Source organism: Paenibacillus sp. FSL P4-0176, from assembly GCF_037975265.1.
Lineage (GTDB): Bacteria > Bacillota > Bacilli > Paenibacillales > Paenibacillaceae > Paenibacillus > Paenibacillus amylolyticus.
On the sequence record NZ_CP150242.1, the window covers coordinates 6,342,041 to 6,364,193 of the forward strand.

Sequence of the window (22,153 nt, forward strand, 5' to 3'; positions counted from 1 at the left end):
AGAGATTGTTTGTAGATAGGCTTTATACCTGAATATCAGCAGGAAGCCGCCCGCCGAAAAGCGGGTCTAGCCGTACAGCCGCGCGTAGTAACCTCCGAGCGCCAGCAGTTCCTGATGGCGGCCCCGTTCCACGACCGTTCCTTGATTCATGACCGTAATCAAATCCGCATGTTCCACAGTGCTGAGACGGTGAGCAATCAGAATGGTGGTGCGCCCCTTCATCAATACGTTCAGAGCTTGCTGTACCCAATGCTGGGATTCGTTATCCAATGCAGAAGTCGCTTCGTCCAGCAGTAGAATCGGGGCGTTTTTGAGAATCGCCCGGGCGATCGCAATTCGCTGCCTTTGTCCACCTGACAATGACGCTCCCCTCTCTCCCACTGGCGTTTTATACTGTTCAGGAAGTTCCTGAATAAAATGGTGAGCGTACGCCGCTTTGGCCGCTTCAACCACTTCTTCATCCGTTGCATCCGGGTTGCCATAGCGGATATTTTCCTCAATCGTGCCGGTAAACAAAAACGGTTCCTGCGGAACGTATGCAATCTGCCTGCGGATTTCTTCCAGCGTGTAATGGCCGAAAGGTTTACCCTGAAGCAGGATATCTCCGCTGTCCACAGGATAAAAACCGAGCAACAGCTTAATCAGCGTACTTTTGCCGCTGCCGCTGGCTCCCACGATCGCAGCGACCTGACCAGGAAACACCTGCATGGACATGTCGACAAGCACCTTTTTATCTGCCTGATAGGAAAATTCCACATCGCGAAACTCCACCGCAGCCTCCGATAAAAGCTCGCTACGAGAAGATCCCAAACGCTCCGGTTCCTCTTCCTCACTTAGTACCTCTTGAATCCGGTGAGCGCCCGCGAGCGAATTTTGGGTCATCGACAGAACCATCCCCAGGTTCAACAAGGCGTGCGTCAGATTCACTTGCAAAACTGCCAGAGCGGCGACACTTCCCATTCCCATCAATCCGTAAGCATAAAGAAGACTGCCGATGACGATGATGCCGCAGAACGTGACGTAGCTGATAAAATGGTTCACCGCAGCCTGCATACCGTTCTTCTTCGCCGTTTGCCGAAGCGTTTGCGTCATTTGCTCGTTCAACGCCTCGTACTGGCCGTAAATCGTGCGGATGCGGAACAACTTCACAATTTGAATGCCACCCATAAAATCTTTAAACTTTTCGGTCATTTTACCGAGCGTACGCAAGCCTTGTTCGGACAAAGCGCGGATATCCCGTGCAAATTTCAGGCTGACCAGAGAAGACAGCAGCAGAATGACGAAGGATACGCCAGCAAACCGCCAATCGATCACCGCCATAGAGACAATGGAGCCGATGCAGAAGACAACTTGAAGCAGCAAAACGAAGTAAACCTGCGAGAATGTAAACTCAACGGTCGTTACGTCGTTGTTCACTCGCGACAGCAAGTCCCCATGGTGGTTCTGCTCCAGGAATCTCGGCCGCACCCGGCACAGCTTGTCATAAAGACGTTTGCGGATATTCAGCACAGTCAGCTCGACACTGCGCTGGTATAAGTAAATGAACCAGGGAGAAATTATATTTTCCAGGAACAGGGCCGCGCCCAAAATAACAAAAGCTTCTACCATCAGGGACGTATCTCGGGACACGGCGAAATCAACCAAGTTATGTACGACCAAGCTGAAGGCGATCAGAAACAATGTCTGGGTGAGCGCCGTTACAGCAAGGCCAATCGCGTACTGGGTTTTGCGCTTGCGGTTCATAAACGTCAGCAAGTAGCCGAGTTCTTTCACTTGTGATAGCCTTCCGCCCTTTTTCATGTGTACGACACCTCCCTGCGTTCGGCAGACTCGGTAAACTCCTGGTAATACGACTGGGCGTACAGTCCCTTCCTCTCGAGCAATTGTTCATGAGTGCCCTTTTCGACAATACTTCCTTGTTCCATAACCCAAATTTCATCGGCGTTTTGTACCGTAGAGAGCCGGTGGGCAATAACCATGGTCGTTCTCTTCTTCATCAATACGCCCAACGCTTCCTGAACCGCGCTTTCCGACTCCGGATCAAGTGCCGATGTGGGCTCGTCCAACAGCAGAACGGGAGCATCCTTCAGAAACGCCCGAGCCATTGCAATGCGCTGGCGTTGCCCACCAGACAAAAACCCGCCGCGCTCTCCGACATACGTCTGGTAACCGTCCTCAAGCTGCAAAATGAAAGAATGAGCCTGAGCGGCTTTGGCGGCTTCGATAATCTCGTCCATCGACGCTTCTTGCCGCCCATAGCCGATATTTTCGGCGATCGTACCGCTAAACAAATATGAATCTTGGGTTACCACGGAAAAATGCGACCGAAGCTGCTCCGGATCTGCACCGTGGATCAGGCTTCCGAACACGCGGATCTCGCCCTGATCCTCCGGAAGTGGATAAAAGCCGCATACCAGCTTAAACACCGTACTCTTCCCTCCGCCGCTCGCTCCGACAAGTGCAATCGTCTTGCCTTCTGGCACAGAGAAGCTAACATTCCGCAGAATCGGGGAACTCTCTTCATACCCGAAGGTTACGTTCTGAAACTGGATGGGGGCGGCGCTCGCTTTTGGAAGCAAACGGCCATTTTCCGTTTCGGTCGGCTGCTCGACGATTTCGGAGACCCTTCTCAGGGCACCGGTCATTTCGAACGTGCGCGTGATGAGCTCGGGAATATGCTCCAGCGGCTCCAGACACAGATTAAGCAAGTACAGGAAGGCGATCAGTTCTCCCGCGCCTAGCTGCCCGTTGTAGATCAAATAGCTTCCGTAACTGACGGCGAAAATGATCGGGCTAATCATCAGCGTAGAAAGCAGCGGGTTGACCCAGGCTTCCCGCTTTTTCACGGCCAGCTTTTTTTGAGCCGTCAATTGTAGCAGCACTTGGTAGGAGCGAGATAACATACCGGATAGCAGGTAGCTTTTTACAATAGGCATCCCCCCAAGCGTATCCTGGAGGTTGACGTTCATTCGGCCCATGTTCGCTTGGGCTTCCTCCGTCAACTGTTCCAACTGCTTGCCGATCCATTGGGAAACCAGCAGTGCTACGGGAAATAACAGCAGGCTGTACAGCATCAGCTCCCATTGGAGATACATCAAATAAGCGAAACAGCCGATAAATAATAGCGGATGATAAAACCACTGGGCGAGGTCCCGAATCATAAATTGCTGGATGAGCTGCAGATCGTTGTTGATCCGCGACAACACGTCGCCGGAGTGCTGCTTTTCCAAATAGGGGACCGGGAGTTTGCCGATATGACGCATGACATGGTTGCGGATATCCTGCACCGCAGAGGCACTGCTTCGCTCCACACCAAAGCTCATGAAAAACTTCGCCGGCACACCGATCAAGATGACCACAAAGACCGTGTACACGATCGGCAGAACGATTGGCCCCGCCCCATTCTCGGCCTGTGTGGTCAGCTGCTCGACCAAACGTCCCGTCCATATCTCAATAACAGCGGCGGCAATTGCGGACAGGATACCGACGATCATCCAGCCTTTGTGACGGCTTACATAGGACATCAGCCAGCGGAACGCTTTCCAGGTGGCATAAGCGGTTCGGCGCTTGGAAGGCGCCGCTGTGCCTTGTCCTTGAACAGACGTCTGCCAGTCAGCTCCCATGCAGGACCCCTGCCTCCGCTTCGATCTGCTGCTTGATTTGCACTAAGATGTCACGGATGACAACGGCCGTTTCGTCCACGCGCGTGAGTTCCAGTAACTCCTCGTGTGCGCCCTCCAGCCGGTAATCGGCGTAAGCTTGCGTCGTTGCCCTCTGCCAAGACGGCAACTGGTGCTCCAGGCGGAACGCTTCACTGTCCTTCGCAATCAGTTCGTAAATCCGGGCAGTTATCGTTCCTGAATTAATAAGCTGCGCTTCGTACGTCAATGTGGCTTTGATCTTCCGATGAACACGCTCCCGCACGAGCGGATTGCTCATTAATTCCTTCTCTTCTTCGTCGAAATCCGCAAGCATCTCTTCAAGCTCTTTCTCAGACGTTTCATAAGGTGTGAGTGTGTCCTTAATCCACGAGTCCACCATGAGCATGTCCGTTACGGAGTACCCTCTTCTTTCCATCGATTTGGCTACCTCGAACGTCAGGTTGCCTCCGAAGCAGTAACCGAGCAACACGTAAGGTCCTTCAGGCTGGATACGAACAATCTCATCCACATAACGGTTCAGCATGGCCTCGTAATCGATGATATCGTCGATAAAATCAATGCCGTAAAGCACGAATCGGCCGTCTAGTCTGCTTGCAAGCTCTCGGTAACCGATGCCGAAGCCGCTGCCTGGAGGGAAGCAGAACACGTTCAGATCCCCTGTTTTATTTAGCTTAATGAAGGAGTCTCCCCCTTTATCCAGACCCAGATCCTCCTCTCCAAAAGCCATGGCTTCAACGGTTACATGATGGAATTGGCGATTCAGCGGTATCTCGATGCCCGTTTCATCGTAAACGGCTTGAACAAGCCTAATCAGACTTAAGGAATTGCCTCCCAGCTCAAAAAAGTTATCCTTTACGCCAACCTGTGGAATGCCAAGTGTATCCTGCCAGACACGGACAATCTTCATCTCGAGCAGCGTTCTCGGCGCGACATATTCCGTTCTTCCAGTGGCGGCTTCCTCTGGCGCGGGTAGCGCTTTGCGGTCGATTTTCCCGTTCGGGGTCAGCGGCATCCGCGAAAGCTGCACGAGGTACGAAGGAATCATATATCCCGGAAGCTGCTTAGCGAGCTGCTCCTTGAGTTCATGCGCCGCCAGCCTCGTTTCCGCAACGTAATAAGCAACAAGCTGCTTATGGCCGTTTGCGTCGTCGCGGGCGAGTACCACCGTTTCTTGCATAGCGGCGATCTTCAGCAGCTGCTCTTCAATCTCGCCGATTTCGATCCGGTAGCCGCGGATTTTCACCTGATGATCGATCCGCCCCCGGTATTCGATGTTGCCGTCCGGCAGCCAGCGGGCGAGATCTCCCGTCCGGTAAAGGCGTTCTCCCGGCACAAACGGATGTTCCACAAACTTCTCTGCCGTTAGCTCCAGATGGTTCAGGTAACCTCTCGCAAGCCCTACGCCTGCCACGCATAACTCGCCGTCCACTCCTGGAGGCACAAGCTGCAGGTGGGCATCCAAAATGAAAATCCGGTGATTGGACAGCGGGCGCCCGATCGGAATAACTCTGCGCTCCGGCTGCTGCTCATCTGCATCCCAAAGCGTCGTAACAATCGAAGCTTCGGTAGGCCCGTAAGCATTGAAATAGTGGACCTTCTCCTTCCACTGCTGTACAAATTCGGCCGATACCGCCGAACCTCCCGTTACAAGCTTCGTTAAGCTGGGAAGGTGGTCCGGGTTCAAATATGCGCTGTACGTCGGAGGCAAAATCGCCGCCGTAATCGCATGCTCGTTCATATAACTCTCGAACAGGCGGTTGTCGAGAATCGTCTCGGCCGTCGGGATGTACAAAGTCGCGCCAAAATAGAGCGCTTTGAACACTTCCCAGCAGGACGCGTCGAATGACAGGCTGGCGAATTGAACGATCCGGTCATGCTCCGTGATGCCCAGCCTGTCCGCGAACATCAGCTTCAAGCTGACCAAACCACGATGCTCCAGCATGACCCCTTTGGGTTTGCCCGTCGTACCTGATGTATAGATGACATAAGCCAGATCATTCGGACCGCTGGCCGGCTCCAGATTCGAAGCATCCAGCACACCAGTGGATTCCGCCCCGCTATCGCCCCAAACAAAATTGTCTAATTCAAGGCGTGTTCCTTCAAAGTCGGTCTTCTCGTGCAGATGTTTTTGAATCAGCAATAACGGTGCGCCTGAATCCTCGATCATGAAGCGGATGCGCTCCTCCGGGTAGTCGGGATCGACAGGCACGAAGGCTCCGCCCGCTTTAAGAATTGCCAGAATGCCGACGACCATATCAAGCGAGCGTTCGACCAGAATCGCTACCAGCTGGTCTGCTTCTACTCCTTTTTCCCGCAGCTTCCGCGCAAGGCGGTTGGATCGCTCGTTCAGCTCGCGGTAGGTCAATTGCCGCTCGTTCATGACGACGGCCACGTTATCCGGGCGATGCTCCGCCTGTTCTTCGAACAAGCCATGAATCGTTTTCCCCCGCTCCAACTCGGTTTCGGTGTCATTAAATCCCTTGAGCAGCATCTCCCTCTCGACTGGGAACAGCATATCGACTTGTCCAAGCTCCAGATCCGGCTGAAATAAAAGCATGGACAGCAACCGAACAAGATGGTCGGCCGCCTGCTCCATAAATGCCCGCTCGTACCGCTGTCCGTCAAAGCTTATTTCCAGCTCGATGGAGTCGTTTTGGCGGTCGAAGCGAAAAACGGTATCAGCCGCCACACGGTTACCCAGCAGTCCCGGATGAATCGGGGCGAAGGATGCGATGGTGTTGACGACCGGGAGGCCATGCCCCGTATAGTTCAGATGGAGCGGCTCCACCATTTTTCGAAAAGGCAGGTGCTGATGCTCCAGCGCCTCGCCGATGGAGCCTTTGATGCCCCCAAGCAGCGTTTTCAGCGTAGTCTGGCTGCTTACCGATGTCTTGATCACGAAGATGTCATGCGGCGGCGTCTCGCTCTGGTCTGCGCTATACGAAGGCATGCCGACCAGCACTTGGTCCCGCCCGGTATATTTGAACAGCAGGCTTTTGACTCCTGCCAAAACAATCATGTACAGAGCCAAATCCGAACCGCTGGCGAGGCCAATGATTCTCTCCGAGAGTTCGCTCGGCAGAGTACGGTGAAGCAAGTCCGGCTCTGCCGCAAATTCCCCGCCCTCGAATAATTTGGAGGATTGACTGTAGGGAAGGAAGCTCAGGCTATCATCTGCGTCAAACTTGCCGCTCCAGTACCGTTCTTCCTTTTCAAATAAAGATTTCATTCGTACCTCCCCTAAAAATGAAGTGACCGCATACCCCCACGCAGGTCCGAAAGAGCTTGCTTTCAACCTGCGCGTTTACGGGCTTGATTTACGGACTTGCAAGTTGTTCGCCGTCTTTCTTGGATGCGCACCACTTTCGGTTGACGGCGGAGCGCGCTTGTATTATTAGAACGCGAATTCGATCGTATCGACGGCACTCTTTGCGCCTGCCGCCGGTTTATGACATTCAATCCGGCTTAGCTCAAGTTGTGGATTTTCCACAATTTGAGACAGTACCCGTAGGTAATCCTCAGTCAAGGTACGGATCATCGTTTCTTTGAACAGCTTGGTGGCGTAGAAAAAGCCCCCGCTCAGTGCCCCTTCGTTTTCATACATAAACAGCGTCAGATCAAACTTCGCTTCTTCCAAATGGTCAAGCTCGTAATTCTTCAGGCTGACCCCTTCCAGCTCGGCATCTCGTTCTTCGATATTTTGCAAGTCGAAGACGGCATCGAACAGCGGGAAGCGGCCCGGCTCCCGTTTCACATTCAACCGCTCCACGAGATCCTCGAATGGATAATCCTCGTTCTCAAAAGCACCCAAAGCCGTTTCCTTTACTTCTTCCAGGTAGGACAAGAACGTTTTATCGCCAGACGGACGATTGCGGAGCGCCAGCGTATTAACAAACATGCCGATGACCCGCTCCAAATCGGCGTTAGTTCTTCCAGCCACAGGGGTGCCCACGATCAAGTCCTCCTGACCGCTGTACTTGGACAGCAACACAGTATAGGCCGCAAGCAGCACCATGAACAGTGTGCTTTCACACTCGGCAGCCAATTCGCGTAACTGCGCAGAGAGAGAAGCTTCAACGTCGAACTCCACATGCGCGCCTTCGTAGCTACGAACGGCAGACCGTTCGTAGTCCATCGGCAGGTCCGCCGTGGGCAGCTCGCCTTCGAAGGTATGCAGCCAGTACGCTTCCTGCCGCCCGATTCGCTCTCGGTGGGCCTTCGACTGCTGCCAAACGGCATAATCCTTGTAATGAATGCGCAGGGGTGGCAGGTGTTCTCCGGCGTAGAAACTCGAGAACTCCTCCATCACAATCGCCATCGATACACCGTCGGACACGATATGGTGCATATCGAAAAGGAGAATACGCAGGTGCGGCTCCAGCTCGATGACCCCGGCGCGCAGCAGCGGCGGTTGGCCGAGATCAAACGGACGAACAAAGTTGCGGACGATCTGCTCGATTTGATCTGAATCCTCTGTATCCGCTTGATGATGCTCGATAGCAAAATCGACCTGTGGGTATATCCGCTGAACCACTTCGCCCTTCATCATCTCAAAACCGGTGCGCAGCGATTCATGCCGTGTTATCAATTTTCGCAAGGCGGCTTCCAACCGGTCTAAATCAAACTCACCTTCCACCTGCACCAGTTCCGGCATGTTGTAAAGCTGATCTGCTCCATCCAGCGTGTGCTGAATGAACAGCCGTTTCTGCGCTGAGGACAGAGGGTAGTACTCTCTCTCTTCCGCTTGAGGAATGGCCTCATGCTCCCGCCGTTCCATCCCGGTGATCGCCTCGGCCATCGCCGCAATCGTTGAGTGACGGAATACGTCGCGCAGCGGCAGGTTGACGTTTAATTCCTTAAATACCTTGCCTGCCAGCGTCGTCGCCCGCAGGGAGTGACCGCCGATGTCGAAGAAGTTGTCGTGAACGCCAATCTGCTTCGCAAGCCCCAGCACCTCCTGCCAAATCACCGCTAGCTCCGTTTCCAGCTCATTGCGCGGTGCAACATACTCCGTTCCACTTCCCGCTTCCCCTTCCGGCGAGGGCAGCGCCTTCCGGTCTATTTTCCCGTTCGGTGTCAGAGGCAAGCGATCCAGCTCCACGAAGTACGACGGGATCATGTAACCTGGCAACTCCTGCGCCAGCGCACTGCGCAGATCGTTCACTACCAGCTCAACTCCAGTATCCGGCGTGTAATACGCACATAGCGCTTTCTGCCCGTTCGAGTCACTTCGAACCAGCACCACCGCTTCGCGCACACCTTCCACCCGCAACAGCTGCGACTCGATCTCCCCCGTCTCGATCCGGTAGCCCCGGATTTTTGCCTGATTGTCGATCCGGCCGATGAAGTCCACGTTGCCATCCTCCATCCACCGCGCCAAATCTCCCGTGCGGTACAACCGCTCGCCCGCAGCGAACGGACTGTCTACGAACTTCTCTTCCGTCAGCTCCGGTCGGTTCAAGTACCCACGCGCCACGCCGACGCCGCCGATGACCAGTTCGCCCAGCACGCCGATTGGTACGGGATTCAGATGTGCGTCCACGATGTGAAATTTCGCATTCAGCCACGCTTTGCCGATCGGCACATGGCCTGTATGCGGCAGCTTCGTCAGCGGTTCGTCATAGAAACTGGAGTCGATCGCCGCTTCCGTCACACCGTAGGCGTTGATGATGCGGAACGACGAGCCGAAGCGTTCCTGTAAGGTTCGGTAATCCGCCACACTGCAGCTGTCCGAGCTTGTAATCAACAGCTCCATCCCGCTGAACTCCAACCCCTGTTCATGTACGTATTCCATAAACGGCACGATCAGCGCCGGTGTTGATTCGAAGATCGTCACTCGCTCTCGCTCTATCCAGTAGTGCAGACGAGAAGGATCGATCCGGTCGTCCTTCGGCACAATCACCATCGTGCCTCCGTTGTACAGTGTCCGGGCGATATCGCCCAGGAACACGTCAAACGAGAAGCTGGCGAGTTGCAGCAGTCGCACCGGGAACTGGTCCAACCGGTATTCCCGTCGGTAGCCTGTTGCTGTGTTCACCAGGCTGCGGTGCTCGATCATCACACCTTTTGGCTTGCCCGTCGTTCCCGATGTGTAGATCACGTACGCCAGATCCTGTGGGCGGGCTTCATGGAAGCTGTCCATGCCAACATCATTCAAAACATCCAGATGGTTCCGATCCGCACCGTTCACAGCCCCCGTTAGTTTGCCAGAGTCCCGGCTGGAAGCCATGCTGGAGCCTTGATCAAAGCACATCGGAGCATTTGCCCGATCTTCGCTGTACGACACTTCGTCGTCGAGGTACAGCACCGACATCAGCGCCAGCTCCTCTTCGCGGAGCCAGGCCTCGGCACGTTCTCGCAGCGGCGTTTGTGTCAGCAGTACCTTCGCTCCGCTGTCTTCGAGCATAAACCGCACGCGGTCCGCCGGATAATCCGGGTCGAGGGGTACATACGCCCCGCCGGCTTTCCAGACGGCCAGCACGGCCACCAGCAAGTCCACCGAACGCTCGGCGAGAATGCCAACGATTGACTCCCGGCCGATGCCATTTGCACGCAGCGTGACCGCTAAGCGGTTCGCTCGCTCGTTCAGCTCCACATACGTTAGGCGGTTATTTTCATACACAACGGCCTCCGCTTCCGGCGTACACTCTGCCTGTTTCTCAAACAGACGGTGGAACGTAGCCGCAGGAGCCGCTTCTAGCTGCGCTGGATTAAACGCATTGAGAACTTGTTCTTTTTCCTCTATTGTCAGCAAGTTCAGCTCGGCAATCTTCGCATCTGGACGGTTTACAATTGTCAGGAGCAACTGCTCGTAATGTTTTGCCAGCCGTTCAATCGTCTCCCTTTTGTAAAGAGCTGTCGCATATTCAAAGCTGTAATCCAAGCCGCCGTTATCCTCGCCCACATCCAAGCTGATATCAAACTTCGCAGTATCAAGTACGCTCGGATAAGGAATCAGGCGAAGCCCTTCCAGCTCAAATTGCTCGTTCTCCGTATTCTGCATCGTAAACATCGTGTCGAAGAGCGGATTGCGGCTTAAATCACGGGTGACTTGCACCTTGTCCACCAATTGTTCAAACGGATAGTTCTGATGCTCAAAGGCACGTAGAGTTGTTTCTTTGACTTCGTTCAGATATGACAGGAATGTTTTCTCCGAAGACGGATAACTGCGAATCGCCAGCGTGTTTAGGAAAATCCCGATCAACGGCTGCACATCTCCATGATTCCTTCCGGCAATCGGCGTACCAACGATTACGTCTTCCTGACCTGAATATTTATGCAAAAGCACGTTATACGCCGCAAGCAGCACCATAAACAGCGTCGTGCCCGTTTCCGAAGCCAGCTGTTTCAGGCCGCCGGTTTCTGAAGCGTCGAAGGAAAACTCCAGCGTTTGACCTTCGTAGCTCTGTACAGCCGGACGTGGATAGTCGGTCGGCATTTCCAGCACCGGAAGCTCGCCCTGGAACATGTCCAGCCAATACGCCCCCTGATGCTGAAGCCGTTCCTGCTGCTCCTGCGAATGCTGCCAAACGGTGTAGTCTTTGTACTGAATGCGCAGTGGCTCCAATTGCTCTCCACCATACAAACGCACGAATTCTTCAACAAAGATTTCCATTGAAACGCCGTCAGAAATAATATGATGCATGTCGTACATCAGAATATGGCGTTCCGGAGCCAGCTCAACAAGGCCTACCCTCAACAGCGGTGGCTTAGCCAAGTCAAACGGACGGACGAAACCGTGAACCACCGCTTCGACCTCTTGCTCATCCGCTTGATAGAACTCCACCGCAAAATTCACGTCCTGGTAAACCCGCTGTGATGCTTCTCCATCCACCATTTCGAACCCGGTGCGCAACATTTCATGCCGCGCCACGAGCTTACGGAACGTTTCTTCGAACCTTGCCCGGTCCAAAGCACCCTCCAGCAGCATCGCTTCCGGCATGTTGTAGCTAAGCTCCGCAACTTCCAGCTGATTCAGAATAAAGAGACGTTTTTGAGCAAAAGATTGCGGGTACACCTCTCGGCCATCCGTCACCGGAATGGAAACAAATATCTGCTGATCCAGCCGAGAAATGGCGGTAGCCATGCTCTCGATCGTGGAATGGCGGAACACGTCGCGCAGTGGCAGATCCACGTTCAACTCTTTATGAATCTTGCTGACCAACGTTGTCGCGCGCAGGGAGTGGCCACCGATGTCGAAGAAGTTATCGTGAACACCAATCTCCTTCGCAAGCCCCAGCACCTCCTGCCAAATCACCAGCAGCTTCGTTTCCAGCTCATTGCGCGGTGCGACGTACTCCGTTCCGCTTCCCGCTTCCCCTTCCGGCGCTGGCAGCACCTTCCGGTCTATCTTTCCGTTCGGTGTCAGAGGTAGACGCTCCAGCTCCACAAAGTACGACGGGATCATGTACCCAGGCAACTCCTGTGCCAGCGCCCTGCGCAGATCGTTCACTACCAGCTCAACTCCGGTATCCGGCGTGTAATACGCGCATAGCGCCTTCTGCCCGTTCGCGTCACTTCGGACCAGCACCACCGCTTCGCGCACACCTTCTACCCGCAACAGCTGCGACTCGATCTCCCCCGTCTCGATCCGGTAGCCCCGGATTTTTGCCTGGTTGTCGATCCGGCCGATGAAGTCCACGTTGCCGTCTTCCATCCACCGCGCCAAGTCTCCCGTGCGATACAACCGCTCACCAGCGGTGAAAGGACTGTCTACAAACTTCTCTTCCGTCAGCTCTGGACGGTTCAAGTACCCACGTGCTACCCCAACTCCGCCGATAACCAATTCGCCCAGCACACCGACTGGAACAGGATTTAGATGTGCATCCACGATGTAAAACTTCGCATTCAGCCATGCTTTTCCGATTGGCACATGACCTGTCTGCGGCAGCTTCGCCAACTCCTCGTCATAGAAACTGGAGTCGATCGATGCTTCCGTCACGCCGTAGGCGTTAATAATGCGGAACGATGAGCCAAAGCGCTCCTGCAAGGTCCGGTAATCTGCCACACTGCAGCTGTCCGAGCTTGTGATGAGCAGCTCCATCCCGCTCAACTCCAGCCCTTGCTCGTGCACGTATTCCATAAACGGTACGATCAGTGCTGGTGTTGATTCAAAGATCTTCACTTGCTCCCGCTCTATCCAGTGGTGCAGGCGAGACGGATCAATCCGATCATCCTTCGGTACAATGACCATGGTGCCTCCGTTGTACAACGTCCGCGCGATATCACCCACGAACACGTCAAACGAGAAGCTGGCGAGTTGCAGTAGCCGGACTGGGAACTGATCCAACCGGTATTCCCGCCGGTAGCCCGCTGCCGTGTTCACCAAGCTGCGGTGCTCAATCATTACGCCCTTCGGCTTGCCTGTTGTCCCCGACGTGTAGATCACGTACGCTAGGTCCTCAGGACGAGCTTCATGGAAGCTGTCCAAGCCAGCAACCTTCAGATGACTCGGATCATCGCTGTTCACAGCACCCGTCAGCTCGCCGGAGACTTTACCGGAAACCATGCTGGAGCCAAGCGGTGCATTCTCCCGGTCTTCGCTGTATGACGTTTCGTCGTCGAGGTACAACACCTTTGCAAGTGCCAGTTCCTCTTCGCTGAGCCAAGCTTCGGCACGCTCTCTCAGCAGCGTTTGTGTCAGCAGCACCTTCGCTCCGCTGTCTTCAAGCATAAACCGCACGCGGTCCGCCGGATAATCCGGGTCAAGCGGTACATATGCCCCGCCTGCTTTCCAGACGGCCAGCACGGCCACCAGCAGGTCAACCGAGCGCTCGGCGAGAATGCCAACAATCTCCTCCCGGCCGATTCCACTTGCGCGCAGCGTGGCCGCTAAGCCGTTCGCCCGTACGTTCAGCTCCGCATACGTCAGCCGAACGTTCTCGTAGACAACGGCTTCCGCTTCCGGTGTACGTTCCGCCTGTTCCTCGAACAGTCGGTGGAACGCGGCCACAGGAGCCACTTCCGATTGCATCGGGTGAAACGCGCCGAGAATCTTCTCTTTTTCATCTGCCGTCAACAAGTTCAGCTCAGCGATCTTTGCATTCGGATGGCTTACAATCGCCGCAAGCAAATGTCCAAAATGAATCGACAGCCGCCGGATCGTGCTTTCTTTATAAAGAGCCGTTGCGAATTCAAAGTTGCACTCCAGTCCGCCATTTTCTTCCGTAACATCCACACTCAGGTCGAACTTGGCCATACCATATTCGCTAGGGTACGGGGACAATTTCAGCCCTTCCAGCTCAAACTCTGACTCCTCCAGGTTTTGCAGGGAGAACATTGTGTCAAACAGCGGGTTGCGGCTCAAATCCCGGCTAACCTGCACTTTATCGACGAGTTCTTCGAACGGATAATTCTGATGCTCGTAAGCGCCTAAAGTCGTTTCTTTCACTTCTTCCAAATACGACAGGAAGGTCTTCTCCGAAGCCGGATAATTGCGGATCGCCAGCGTGTTGACGAACATTCCGATCAAAGGCTGCGTGTCGCCGTGCGTTCTGCCCGCAATCGACGTTCCGACAATCAAATCGTCCTGACCTGTGTATTTATGCAAAAGCACGGTATATGCGGTAAGCAACACCATATATAGCGTCGTTCCTCTTTGAGCGGCCAGCTGTTTCAAGCCTTCGTTCGTTGCCTCGTCCACGAAGGACGTCAGCGTATGTCCCTCATAGCTCTGTACAGCAGGACGCGGATAGTCCGTTGGCATTTCCAGAACCGGCAGCTCGCCCCGGTATCGGTCCAGCCAGTAAGCTTCCTCGCGTTTCAATTGAATTTTTTGCTCGTCCGATTGCTGCCATACCGCATAGTCCTTGTACTGAATGCGCAGAGGTTCTAATGACTCGCCGCCATACAGACGTACGAGTTCCTCAACGAACACGTCCATCGAAACCCCGTCGGAGATGATATGGTGCATGTCAAACATCAGTAAATAACGATCGGCGGCCAGCTCTACGAGCTCGGCGCGCAGCAGCGGCGGCTTCGCCAAGTCGAAAGGTCGGATAAAAGCCTGCACGACTGCAGACGCTTCTTCCTCGTTCGCATGTCGACACACGACGGAAAAATCAACGCTCTCGTAAATACGCTGTACCGCTTCGCCTTGTACGACCTCAAATCCGGTTCGCAACGTTTCATGACGTTTGATCAGTCCGCGGAAAGCTTTCTCCAGCAGGCTATGGTCAATTGACCCTTCGAGCAGCAGCACACCCGGCATGTTATAGCTCTGCTCGGCTCCTTCCAGCTGATTCAGGATAAACAGCCGCTTCTGAGCTGAGGAAAGTGGATAATACGCTCTTGCGCCTACCAACGGAATCGACGAGAACGAATGTTCTTCGATCCGGGAGATAGCTAGAGCCATCTGTTCGATCGTCGAGTAGCGGAATACGTCGCGCAGAGGCAACTCGACGTTCAACTCCTGATGCACCTTGCTCACCAGTGTTGTTGCCCGCAGGGAATGGCCGCCCAAGTCAAAGAAGTTGTCATGAACCCCGATGTGCTCCAATCCAAGCACACTTTTCCAAATTTCAGCCAAGCTGGCTTCGAGCGGAGTCCTAGGCAGAGTATGTCCTTCGCCCGGTTGCAAGCTCTCCTCAGGTGCCGGGAGGGAGCGGCGGTCAACCTTGCCATTCGTCGTCAGCGGGAGACGCTCCAACTGGATCAGGTACGTCGGGATCATATAGGCCGGCAGTTCCTGAGACAGCACGCTCTTCAGCTCGGCCGCCGGAAGCTCACAGTCCGCTTCATAATAGGCGCAAAGCTGCTTTTCGCCGGACACGTTTTCCCGCGCAAATACTGTCGTTTTCCGAATTCCCTCCACTTTCTGAAGCTGAGTTTCGATCTCGCCCAGCTCTATGCGGAAGCCACGGATTTTCACTTGGTCGTCCGTTCGTCCCACATATTCAATCGTGCCGTCCGGTAGCCATTTCGCCAAATCCCCCGTCCGGTACATGAGCTCTCCTGACGTAAAAGGATTGTGCACAAATTTCTCCGCCGTCAGTTCCGGCCGGTTATTGTAGCCCCGTACCAAACCTTCTCCGCCGACACATAGCTCCCCGACCACGCCGATCGGCAGCAGCTTATTCCAGCTGTCGACGATATACACCGTTGTATTGCTGATTGGTCGTCCGATAGGAACGGTAAGCGCCGACTCATCAACGAAGTCGACCGGAAGGTACGTGGTAAATATCGTGCTTTCCGTCGGTCCGTAAACATGGTTGAGCCTACCCGCTCCAAGATGGGCGAGTGCTTTACGTACATGACCAACCGAGACACGCTCTCCTCCAAACAAAATCGCCCGGACATCCCGAAAACAATTGACATTCACATCTACAAGCACGTTGAAGAAAGCCGTCGTAATAAACATGACCGATATGCGCTGGCGCTGGATGAGATCCGCCAGTAGACCAATTTCCAGCAACGTCTCGCGGGGAACCAGCACCAGCCGCGCCCCGTTGGTCAAAGCACCAAAAATATCGAAAATCGCTCCGTCGAACGAATAGCTCGAAAGCTGGAGGACATGATCGCGATTGGTGATGTCGATATAATTTGTATTTTGCACAACGCGCACGATGTTGCGGTGCGAAACAAGGTTTCCTTTTGGCTTGCCCGTCGTGCCTGACGTATAGATCACGCAGGCCAGATCTGTCGCTTCAATCCCTTGATTTAGGTTTGTTCCGTCCTCGTGATAGAAAGACTCGTCATCCAGTAAGATCACCGAGTCCAAACCCGCCAGTCGCTCGCGCAAGCGGCTTTGTGTCAGCATGACCTGCGCTCCTGAATCCTCTATCAAGAAACGGATACGCTCCTCTGGATATTCCGGGTCAATCGGTACGTAAGCGGCTCCGGCTTTGTGTGCTGCCAGTATACCTATAACCATTTCAATGGAACGCTCAGCCATAATGGCGACCAGACGTCCTTGGGATATCCCGTGGCTGCGCAAGGTACGGGCAAGGCGGTTGACACGTTCGTTCAGCTCGCGGTAAGTCATCTCTTGCTCATTAAAGGAAATGGCGGCTGCATCCGGGATGTACTCCGCCTGCTCTTCGAACAATTGAATGAGTGTCTTCCCGCGCGGAAATTCCGTCGTGGTGTCGTTAAAACGTCCGAGAAGTTCGGCCTTTTCTGCCTCCGTCACAAGTTCCAGCTCGCCCACGGTAATTTCCGGGTTATCCGTTACCTGCTCCAGCAGATGCACGAGATGCCCCTTGAGCCGCTCGATGCTGTCTTTATCGAACACTTCGGCGTTAAAGTCGAATCGAATTTCGATCTCGGCTCCCGGCACCACAGTCACGTTGAAGTTATAGTTCGTCTGCTCCTCCATCTGAACGTCAGCAATTGTCAGGCCGCCGTGCTGCTGGTCCCCCGCCTGCTCCATCTGCTCGTCCACCGGATAGTTCTCGAAAGCGATGATATGGTTGATCAGATTCTGCTTTTGCACGCTACGAGCTTGAATTTCATACAGCGGATAGTAATCATAACGCCCGGAATCCAGCGCCCTCTCTTGGAGCTTCGCCATCAGGTCGGCGAACACGGTGTCCACTTCGCTATTGACGCGGACCGGCACCGTATTGATGAACAGCCCGATCATAGACTCAATGCCCGGGATTTCCGCCGGTCTTCCGGCAACGACACTGCCGAATACGGCATCGTTTGTTCTGTTATATTTTTGCAGCATCACGCCCCAAACGGCTTGCAGCAGCGTATTGACTGTAACCAGGTGCTGTTTCGCCACCCGGTCCATCCGTTTGCTCAAGTCCTTGCCCAGTTCGACGGTGACGTGATCAGCCGTAAATCTGCCGCTCGGCGCTGGTTCCTTTTGCCCCGGAAGTACGGTTTGCCCTTCGTAGCCTGCCAGGAACGCTGTCCAATAGCCGGATGCCGCCTGATCGTCCTGTTTCTCCAACCATTCGATATAATCGCCATAATCCGATCCTTTACCTCCCGCTGGCTGCTTCCCAGAGGTCAGGGCCGAGTATATCTCAAACAACTCCTGCGTCAGTTGAGCCAGGCACCAGCCGTCCATTAAAATATGCTGGAAACTCCACAGAACGTGATAACTTTGCTCTTCGGTGCGCAGAATCGTAAACCGAACGAGCGCATCATGTTCCATGTCGAAGCCACGAAGCTTGTCCTCCTCGGCCTTTTCATCCAAGTAAGCTTGTTTCTCGTGTACCTGCAAATGAAGCAGCTCTTCATATTCAAAGCCGACTGGCTTATCGCGGTATATGATTTGCAGCGGCTCGCCCGCTGGTCCATTCACAAAATTCGCCCGCAGCACCAGATGACGTTTTGCAAGCTCCATCCAGCTCCTCTCAAAAAGCTGGACGTCGAGCGCTCCCCGCATCGTAAACCGCGTCTGCTCAAAGTAAGCTGCCGTTTGCTGGTCAAGCGCGCTGTGGAACCACATACCCTTTTGCATCGGCGTCAGCGAGTAAATATCTTCGATTTCCCCGAGATGACTCGAGCGCTGGGCGATTTGCTCCAATTCTGTGATGGTCAAGCCTTTAAATTGCACGTCGCTTGGCGTCAATTCGGTGTTCTCTTTGCCTGCACAGTGGGTAATGAGCTCTCGGAGACTTTGCTCAAGCCGCTGAGCGAAGGCTTCCATCGTTTCCTTGCGATACTGCTTCCGGCTGTAGCTGAGATCGAGCGATAAAGCACCGTCCAGCACCATACCGTTGATATCCAGCACAAAGCTGCGCGCCTGCCGGTCGCTAGCCGGGCTGCCACTGGAATAAGAAGATATGCCGATCTCGCCCTGGTTGACATCATCGTCGAACTGGCCGAGATAGTTAAAATTAATTTCCGGCTCTGCGCCCCAAACCAAGCCATCCTCCGATTTCGAAAGATAGCGGCATATGCCGTACCCAAGCCCCTTGTTCGGAATGCGGCGCAAGTTTTCCTTGACCTGTTTAATCTGATAGGTCACATCCCGGTCGGTTTCCGGCTCCAGGACGACCGGAAACTTGGTCGTAAACCAGCCGACTGTACGCGTGATATCGATATCCGTTCCGATCGATTCACGTCCGTGTCCTTCGAGATTTATCCGCACCCGTTCGTGCCCCGTCCATTTGCGTAAGGCTATGCCGAGCGCCGTTACCAAAATATCATTCATTTCGGTGTTGAAGGCACGGTGAACCCGCTTCAGTAGCAGCTCCGTTTCTTCGGGAGCCAAACGGACAAACAGCGATTCGCTGTCCTGCTGCGTCGTAACGTCCGCCTCCATATCCTTCGGCATGGCCAGAACCGCCATTTGTTCAACAGCCTGCCAATAGGCCCGTTCTTTTGCCATCTCCGGGCTTTGCGCGTAAGCAACCAGCTGCTCGGACCAAGTGCGGTACGCATCTGTTTTCGACGGGAAACGAATTTCTTCGCTTTTGCCAATCTGCTCGTAACCTAGAGCGAAATCCTCCATCAAAATGCGCCAAGACACGCCGTCTACCACGGCATGATGAACCGCGAGCAGCAAATGATCTCCATCCTCGCACTGGAACAGTCCCGCCTTCATGAGAGGCCCGTTCTCCAGATCGATGCCTGCTTGAATGTCCGTTGCCTTCGCTTCCACAGCCTGCGTGGGATTCTCCGCATCCTTAAAGTCGAACACGTCCAGCGTGAACAGCCCACCATCCTGAATAGCTCGGGTTAACGCACTAAACCCTTGTTCCGTCTTGCAGAACACCATACGCAAGGCGTCATGATGCTCTGCCAGCTTTTGCAGCACCTGACGTATCATCTCTTCGTCGAAGCGTTCCTTCCGGTACAGCATCACCGACTGGTTGAAATGATGCGGGTCCGCAAAGGAGCTCTCGAAAAACCAATGCTGAATCGGCGTGAGCGCCGTTTCACCCGTAATTTCGCCTTGATCAATGGTACGTCCGATCGGTATCACATGCAGGCTAAGCTGTGAGATCGTCGGATATTTGAACAAATCCCGAATTTCCAGCTTGTACCCGGCTTGATGAAGCCGCGAAGATACTTGAATGGACTTGATCGAATCTCCGCCCAGCTCGAAGAAATGATCCGTTACCCCAACGCGATCGGCGTTCAATACCGCCTGCCACACATCGGCAAGTGTCCGCTCGGCTTCATTGCGTGGAGCTACGTACTCGCCGCCGGTCAGTGCGTTTCCTTCCGGGGCAGGCAAAGCCTTGCGGTCGATTTTGTCGTTCGGGGTGAGCGGCATCTGCGGAAGCTGAACAAAATGTGCCGGAATCATGTAATTCGGCAATTTTTGCGCCAGCGCGCTTCTCAGCTCGCCAAGCGTAAGAGGGAGACTAGCGACCAGGTAAGCGCACAGTTCTTGCCCGCTTTTGCCTTCCCGCGCAATCACAATCGTCTCCTGCACCGAGTCGATCTTCAGAAGCTGCTCTTCAATCTCACCGACCTCGATTCGGAATCCACGGATTTTCACCTGATGGTCGATCCGGCCCAAGTACTCCATATTACCGTCCGGCAGCCAGCGGGCGAGATCTCCTGTCCGATAAAGCCGTTCTCCCGGCGCAAACGGATGTTCCACAAATTTCTCTGCCGTCAGCTCCGGTTGGTTCAGGTAACCTCTCGCAAGTCCCACGCCTGCCACGCACAGCTCGCCGTCCACTCCCGGAGGCACAAGTTGCAGGTGGGCATCCAAAATGAAAATCTGATGATTAGACAGCGGGCGCCCAATCGGAATGACTCTGCGCTCTGGCTGCTGCTCATCCGCATCCCAAAGCGTCGTAACAATCGAAGCTTCGGTAGGCCCGTAAGCATTGAAATAGTGAACCTTCGCTTTCCACTGCTGCACGAATTCGGCCGATACCGCCGAACCTCCCGTTACAAGCTTTGTTAAGCTGGGAAGACGGTCCGGGTTCAAATGAGCGCTGTACGTCGGGGGCAGAATCGCCGCCGTAATCGCATGCTCGTTCATATAACTCTCGAACAGACGAGTGTCGAGAATTGTTTCGGCTGTCGGGATGTACAAAGCCGCGCCAAAATAGAGTGCTTTGAAAACCTCCCAGCAGGATGCATCGAAGGACAAGCTCGCAAATTGAACGATCCGGTCATGCTCCGTGATGCCCAGCCTGTCTGCGAACATCAACTTCAAGCTGACCAAACCACGATGCTCCAGCATGACCCCTTTGGGGTTGCCCGTTGTACCTGACGTATAAATGACATAAGCAAGATCATGTGGACCACTGGCCGCCTCCAGGTTCGAGCCATCGTCGCTATAGGCCTGCTTGTCATCTAGCGCCAATACGCTCCCTTCGAACGGGACTTGCTGTAACAGCTCTCTTTGAGTCAGCAGCAGCTGCGCGTTCGAGTTCTCCAGAATGTAGCGAATACGTTCTTCCGGGTACTCCGGGTCGATCGGCACGTAGGCACCGCCAGCTTTCAGAACCGCCAAAATGCCAATGACCGTCTCCAGCGATCTCCTAACCATCAAGCCTACCAACTGATTGGGCAGCACACCGACCGATCGTAGCGTACGCGCCAGCTGGTTCGCCCGTTCGTTCAACTCTGCGTATGAAAGCCGCTGCCCCTCAAAAACAACCGCCGTCGCCTCGGGCACACGCTTCGCTTGCTCCTCCACAAGCTGATGAATCGTCCGATCACGAGGATAGTCCTTCTCGGTATCGTTGAAGCTTTGTATTAATTGAAATTTTTCGTCCTCCGACAGCATATCCGCTCGCACGATGTCCAGCTCCAACTCATGAAGCCCCACGGACAGTAGGCGATTCAGATGGCCGACGACCCGATTCATGAACTCGGAGTCATATAAGTGCTCGTTATATGACAGCGCTAGCTGTATCGTCCCGCCAACTAAACTGAATTCAAAGGAACAGTCCGTGACCACGTTTTGCCCAATTTCGTCCAGATGCAACTCCTTAAGGGATACTAGCGTATGGACGAAGGGTATCCCTTCTGCATATTGCAGATCCAGCTTCTCCGTCATTTTCAAGAACGGAATATGTTGATGCTGAATGGCTTCCGGCAAGGAAGTCCTCAGTTCGCTCAGAAGCGTCTTAAAAGTTGCCCCCACCGAAAGCGAGTTTTTCAAAATGACCGTATGATTAACGGATCGACGCGTCTCCCCCTTTTTCGGCACAACCGGCATGCCAACCAGAATGTCTGAAGAACCTGTATATTTATGCAAGAGTGCCTGAACACCTGCGAGCAAAATCATAAAAGCAGCCAGCGGAGCACCCTTGCTCATTTGAAGGACCCGCTGCGCCGCTTCCTCCGAAAGCGAACCGCCAACGGTTTTCACATTGGGCACCAGGGAGTTTGGAGCTTTGCTGTAAGGCAACCGCGTCAAGGTATAATCGTCACTACCGAATTTTTCGTTCCAAAACAACGTTTCTTTTTCAAAAGCCATCTGGATCGTTCCCCTCTCTTCATCGGTAAAAGCAATCCGGCAGAGCATATGCCGAAGCAACGCTCCACTCCTTTTCAAACATCTGACAACAATATCAATGGCTTACGCCATGTCACCGCTTGGATTGCCCGGTTGATCGCAT

General features: G+C 54.1%; 4 protein-coding genes. All 4 read right to left on the reverse strand.

The window, feature by feature from the left end; translation table 11 throughout:
• Nucleotides 1-66 precede the first annotated feature (66 nt).
• The gene (locus MKY95_RS29150; protein ID WP_076320418.1) at nucleotides 67-1,800 is read right to left on the reverse strand and encodes an ABC transporter ATP-binding protein; all 1,734 of its coding nucleotides are present in this window, start codon (nucleotides 1,798-1,800) and stop codon (nucleotides 67-69) included.
• Nucleotides 1,797-3,623 carry an ABC transporter ATP-binding protein gene (locus MKY95_RS29155; protein ID WP_076320419.1) on the reverse strand — a complete coding sequence of 609 codons (1,827 nt, stop codon included), beginning with the start codon at nucleotides 3,621-3,623 and terminating at the stop codon, nucleotides 1,797-1,799. Before MKY95_RS29155 ends, MKY95_RS29150 begins: the two co-directional genes overlap by 4 nt.
• Complete coding sequence (locus tag MKY95_RS29160) at nucleotides 3,613-6,891, reverse strand: non-ribosomal peptide synthetase (protein ID WP_339195702.1); 3,279 nt, start codon at nucleotides 6,889-6,891, stop codon at nucleotides 3,613-3,615. The genes MKY95_RS29155 and MKY95_RS29160 overlap by 11 nt, the downstream gene beginning before the upstream one ends.
• A 165-nt stretch (nucleotides 6,892-7,056) precedes the next feature.
• Complete coding sequence (locus MKY95_RS29165) at nucleotides 7,057-22,011, reverse strand: amino acid adenylation domain-containing protein (RefSeq protein ID WP_339195705.1); 14,955 nt, start codon at nucleotides 22,009-22,011, stop codon at nucleotides 7,057-7,059.
• Nucleotides 22,012-22,153 lie beyond the last annotated feature (142 nt).

Bases quoted from the DNA above. Each gene is read 5' to 3' on its own strand.
- MKY95_RS29155 (WP_076320419.1), bottom strand. From the start codon at position 3,623: ATGGGAGCTGACTGGCAGACGTCTGTTCAAGGACAAGGCACAGCGGCG.
- MKY95_RS29160 (WP_339195702.1), bottom strand. From the start codon at position 6,891: ATGAAATCTTTATTTGAAAAGGAAGAACGGTACTGGAGCGGCAAGTTT.
- MKY95_RS29150 (WP_076320418.1), bottom strand. From the start codon at position 1,800: ATGAAAAAGGGCGGAAGGCTATCACAAGTGAAAGAACTCGGCTACTTG.
- MKY95_RS29165 (WP_339195705.1), bottom strand. From the start codon at position 22,011: ATGGCTTTTGAAAAAGAAACGTTGTTTTGGAACGAAAAATTCGGTAGT.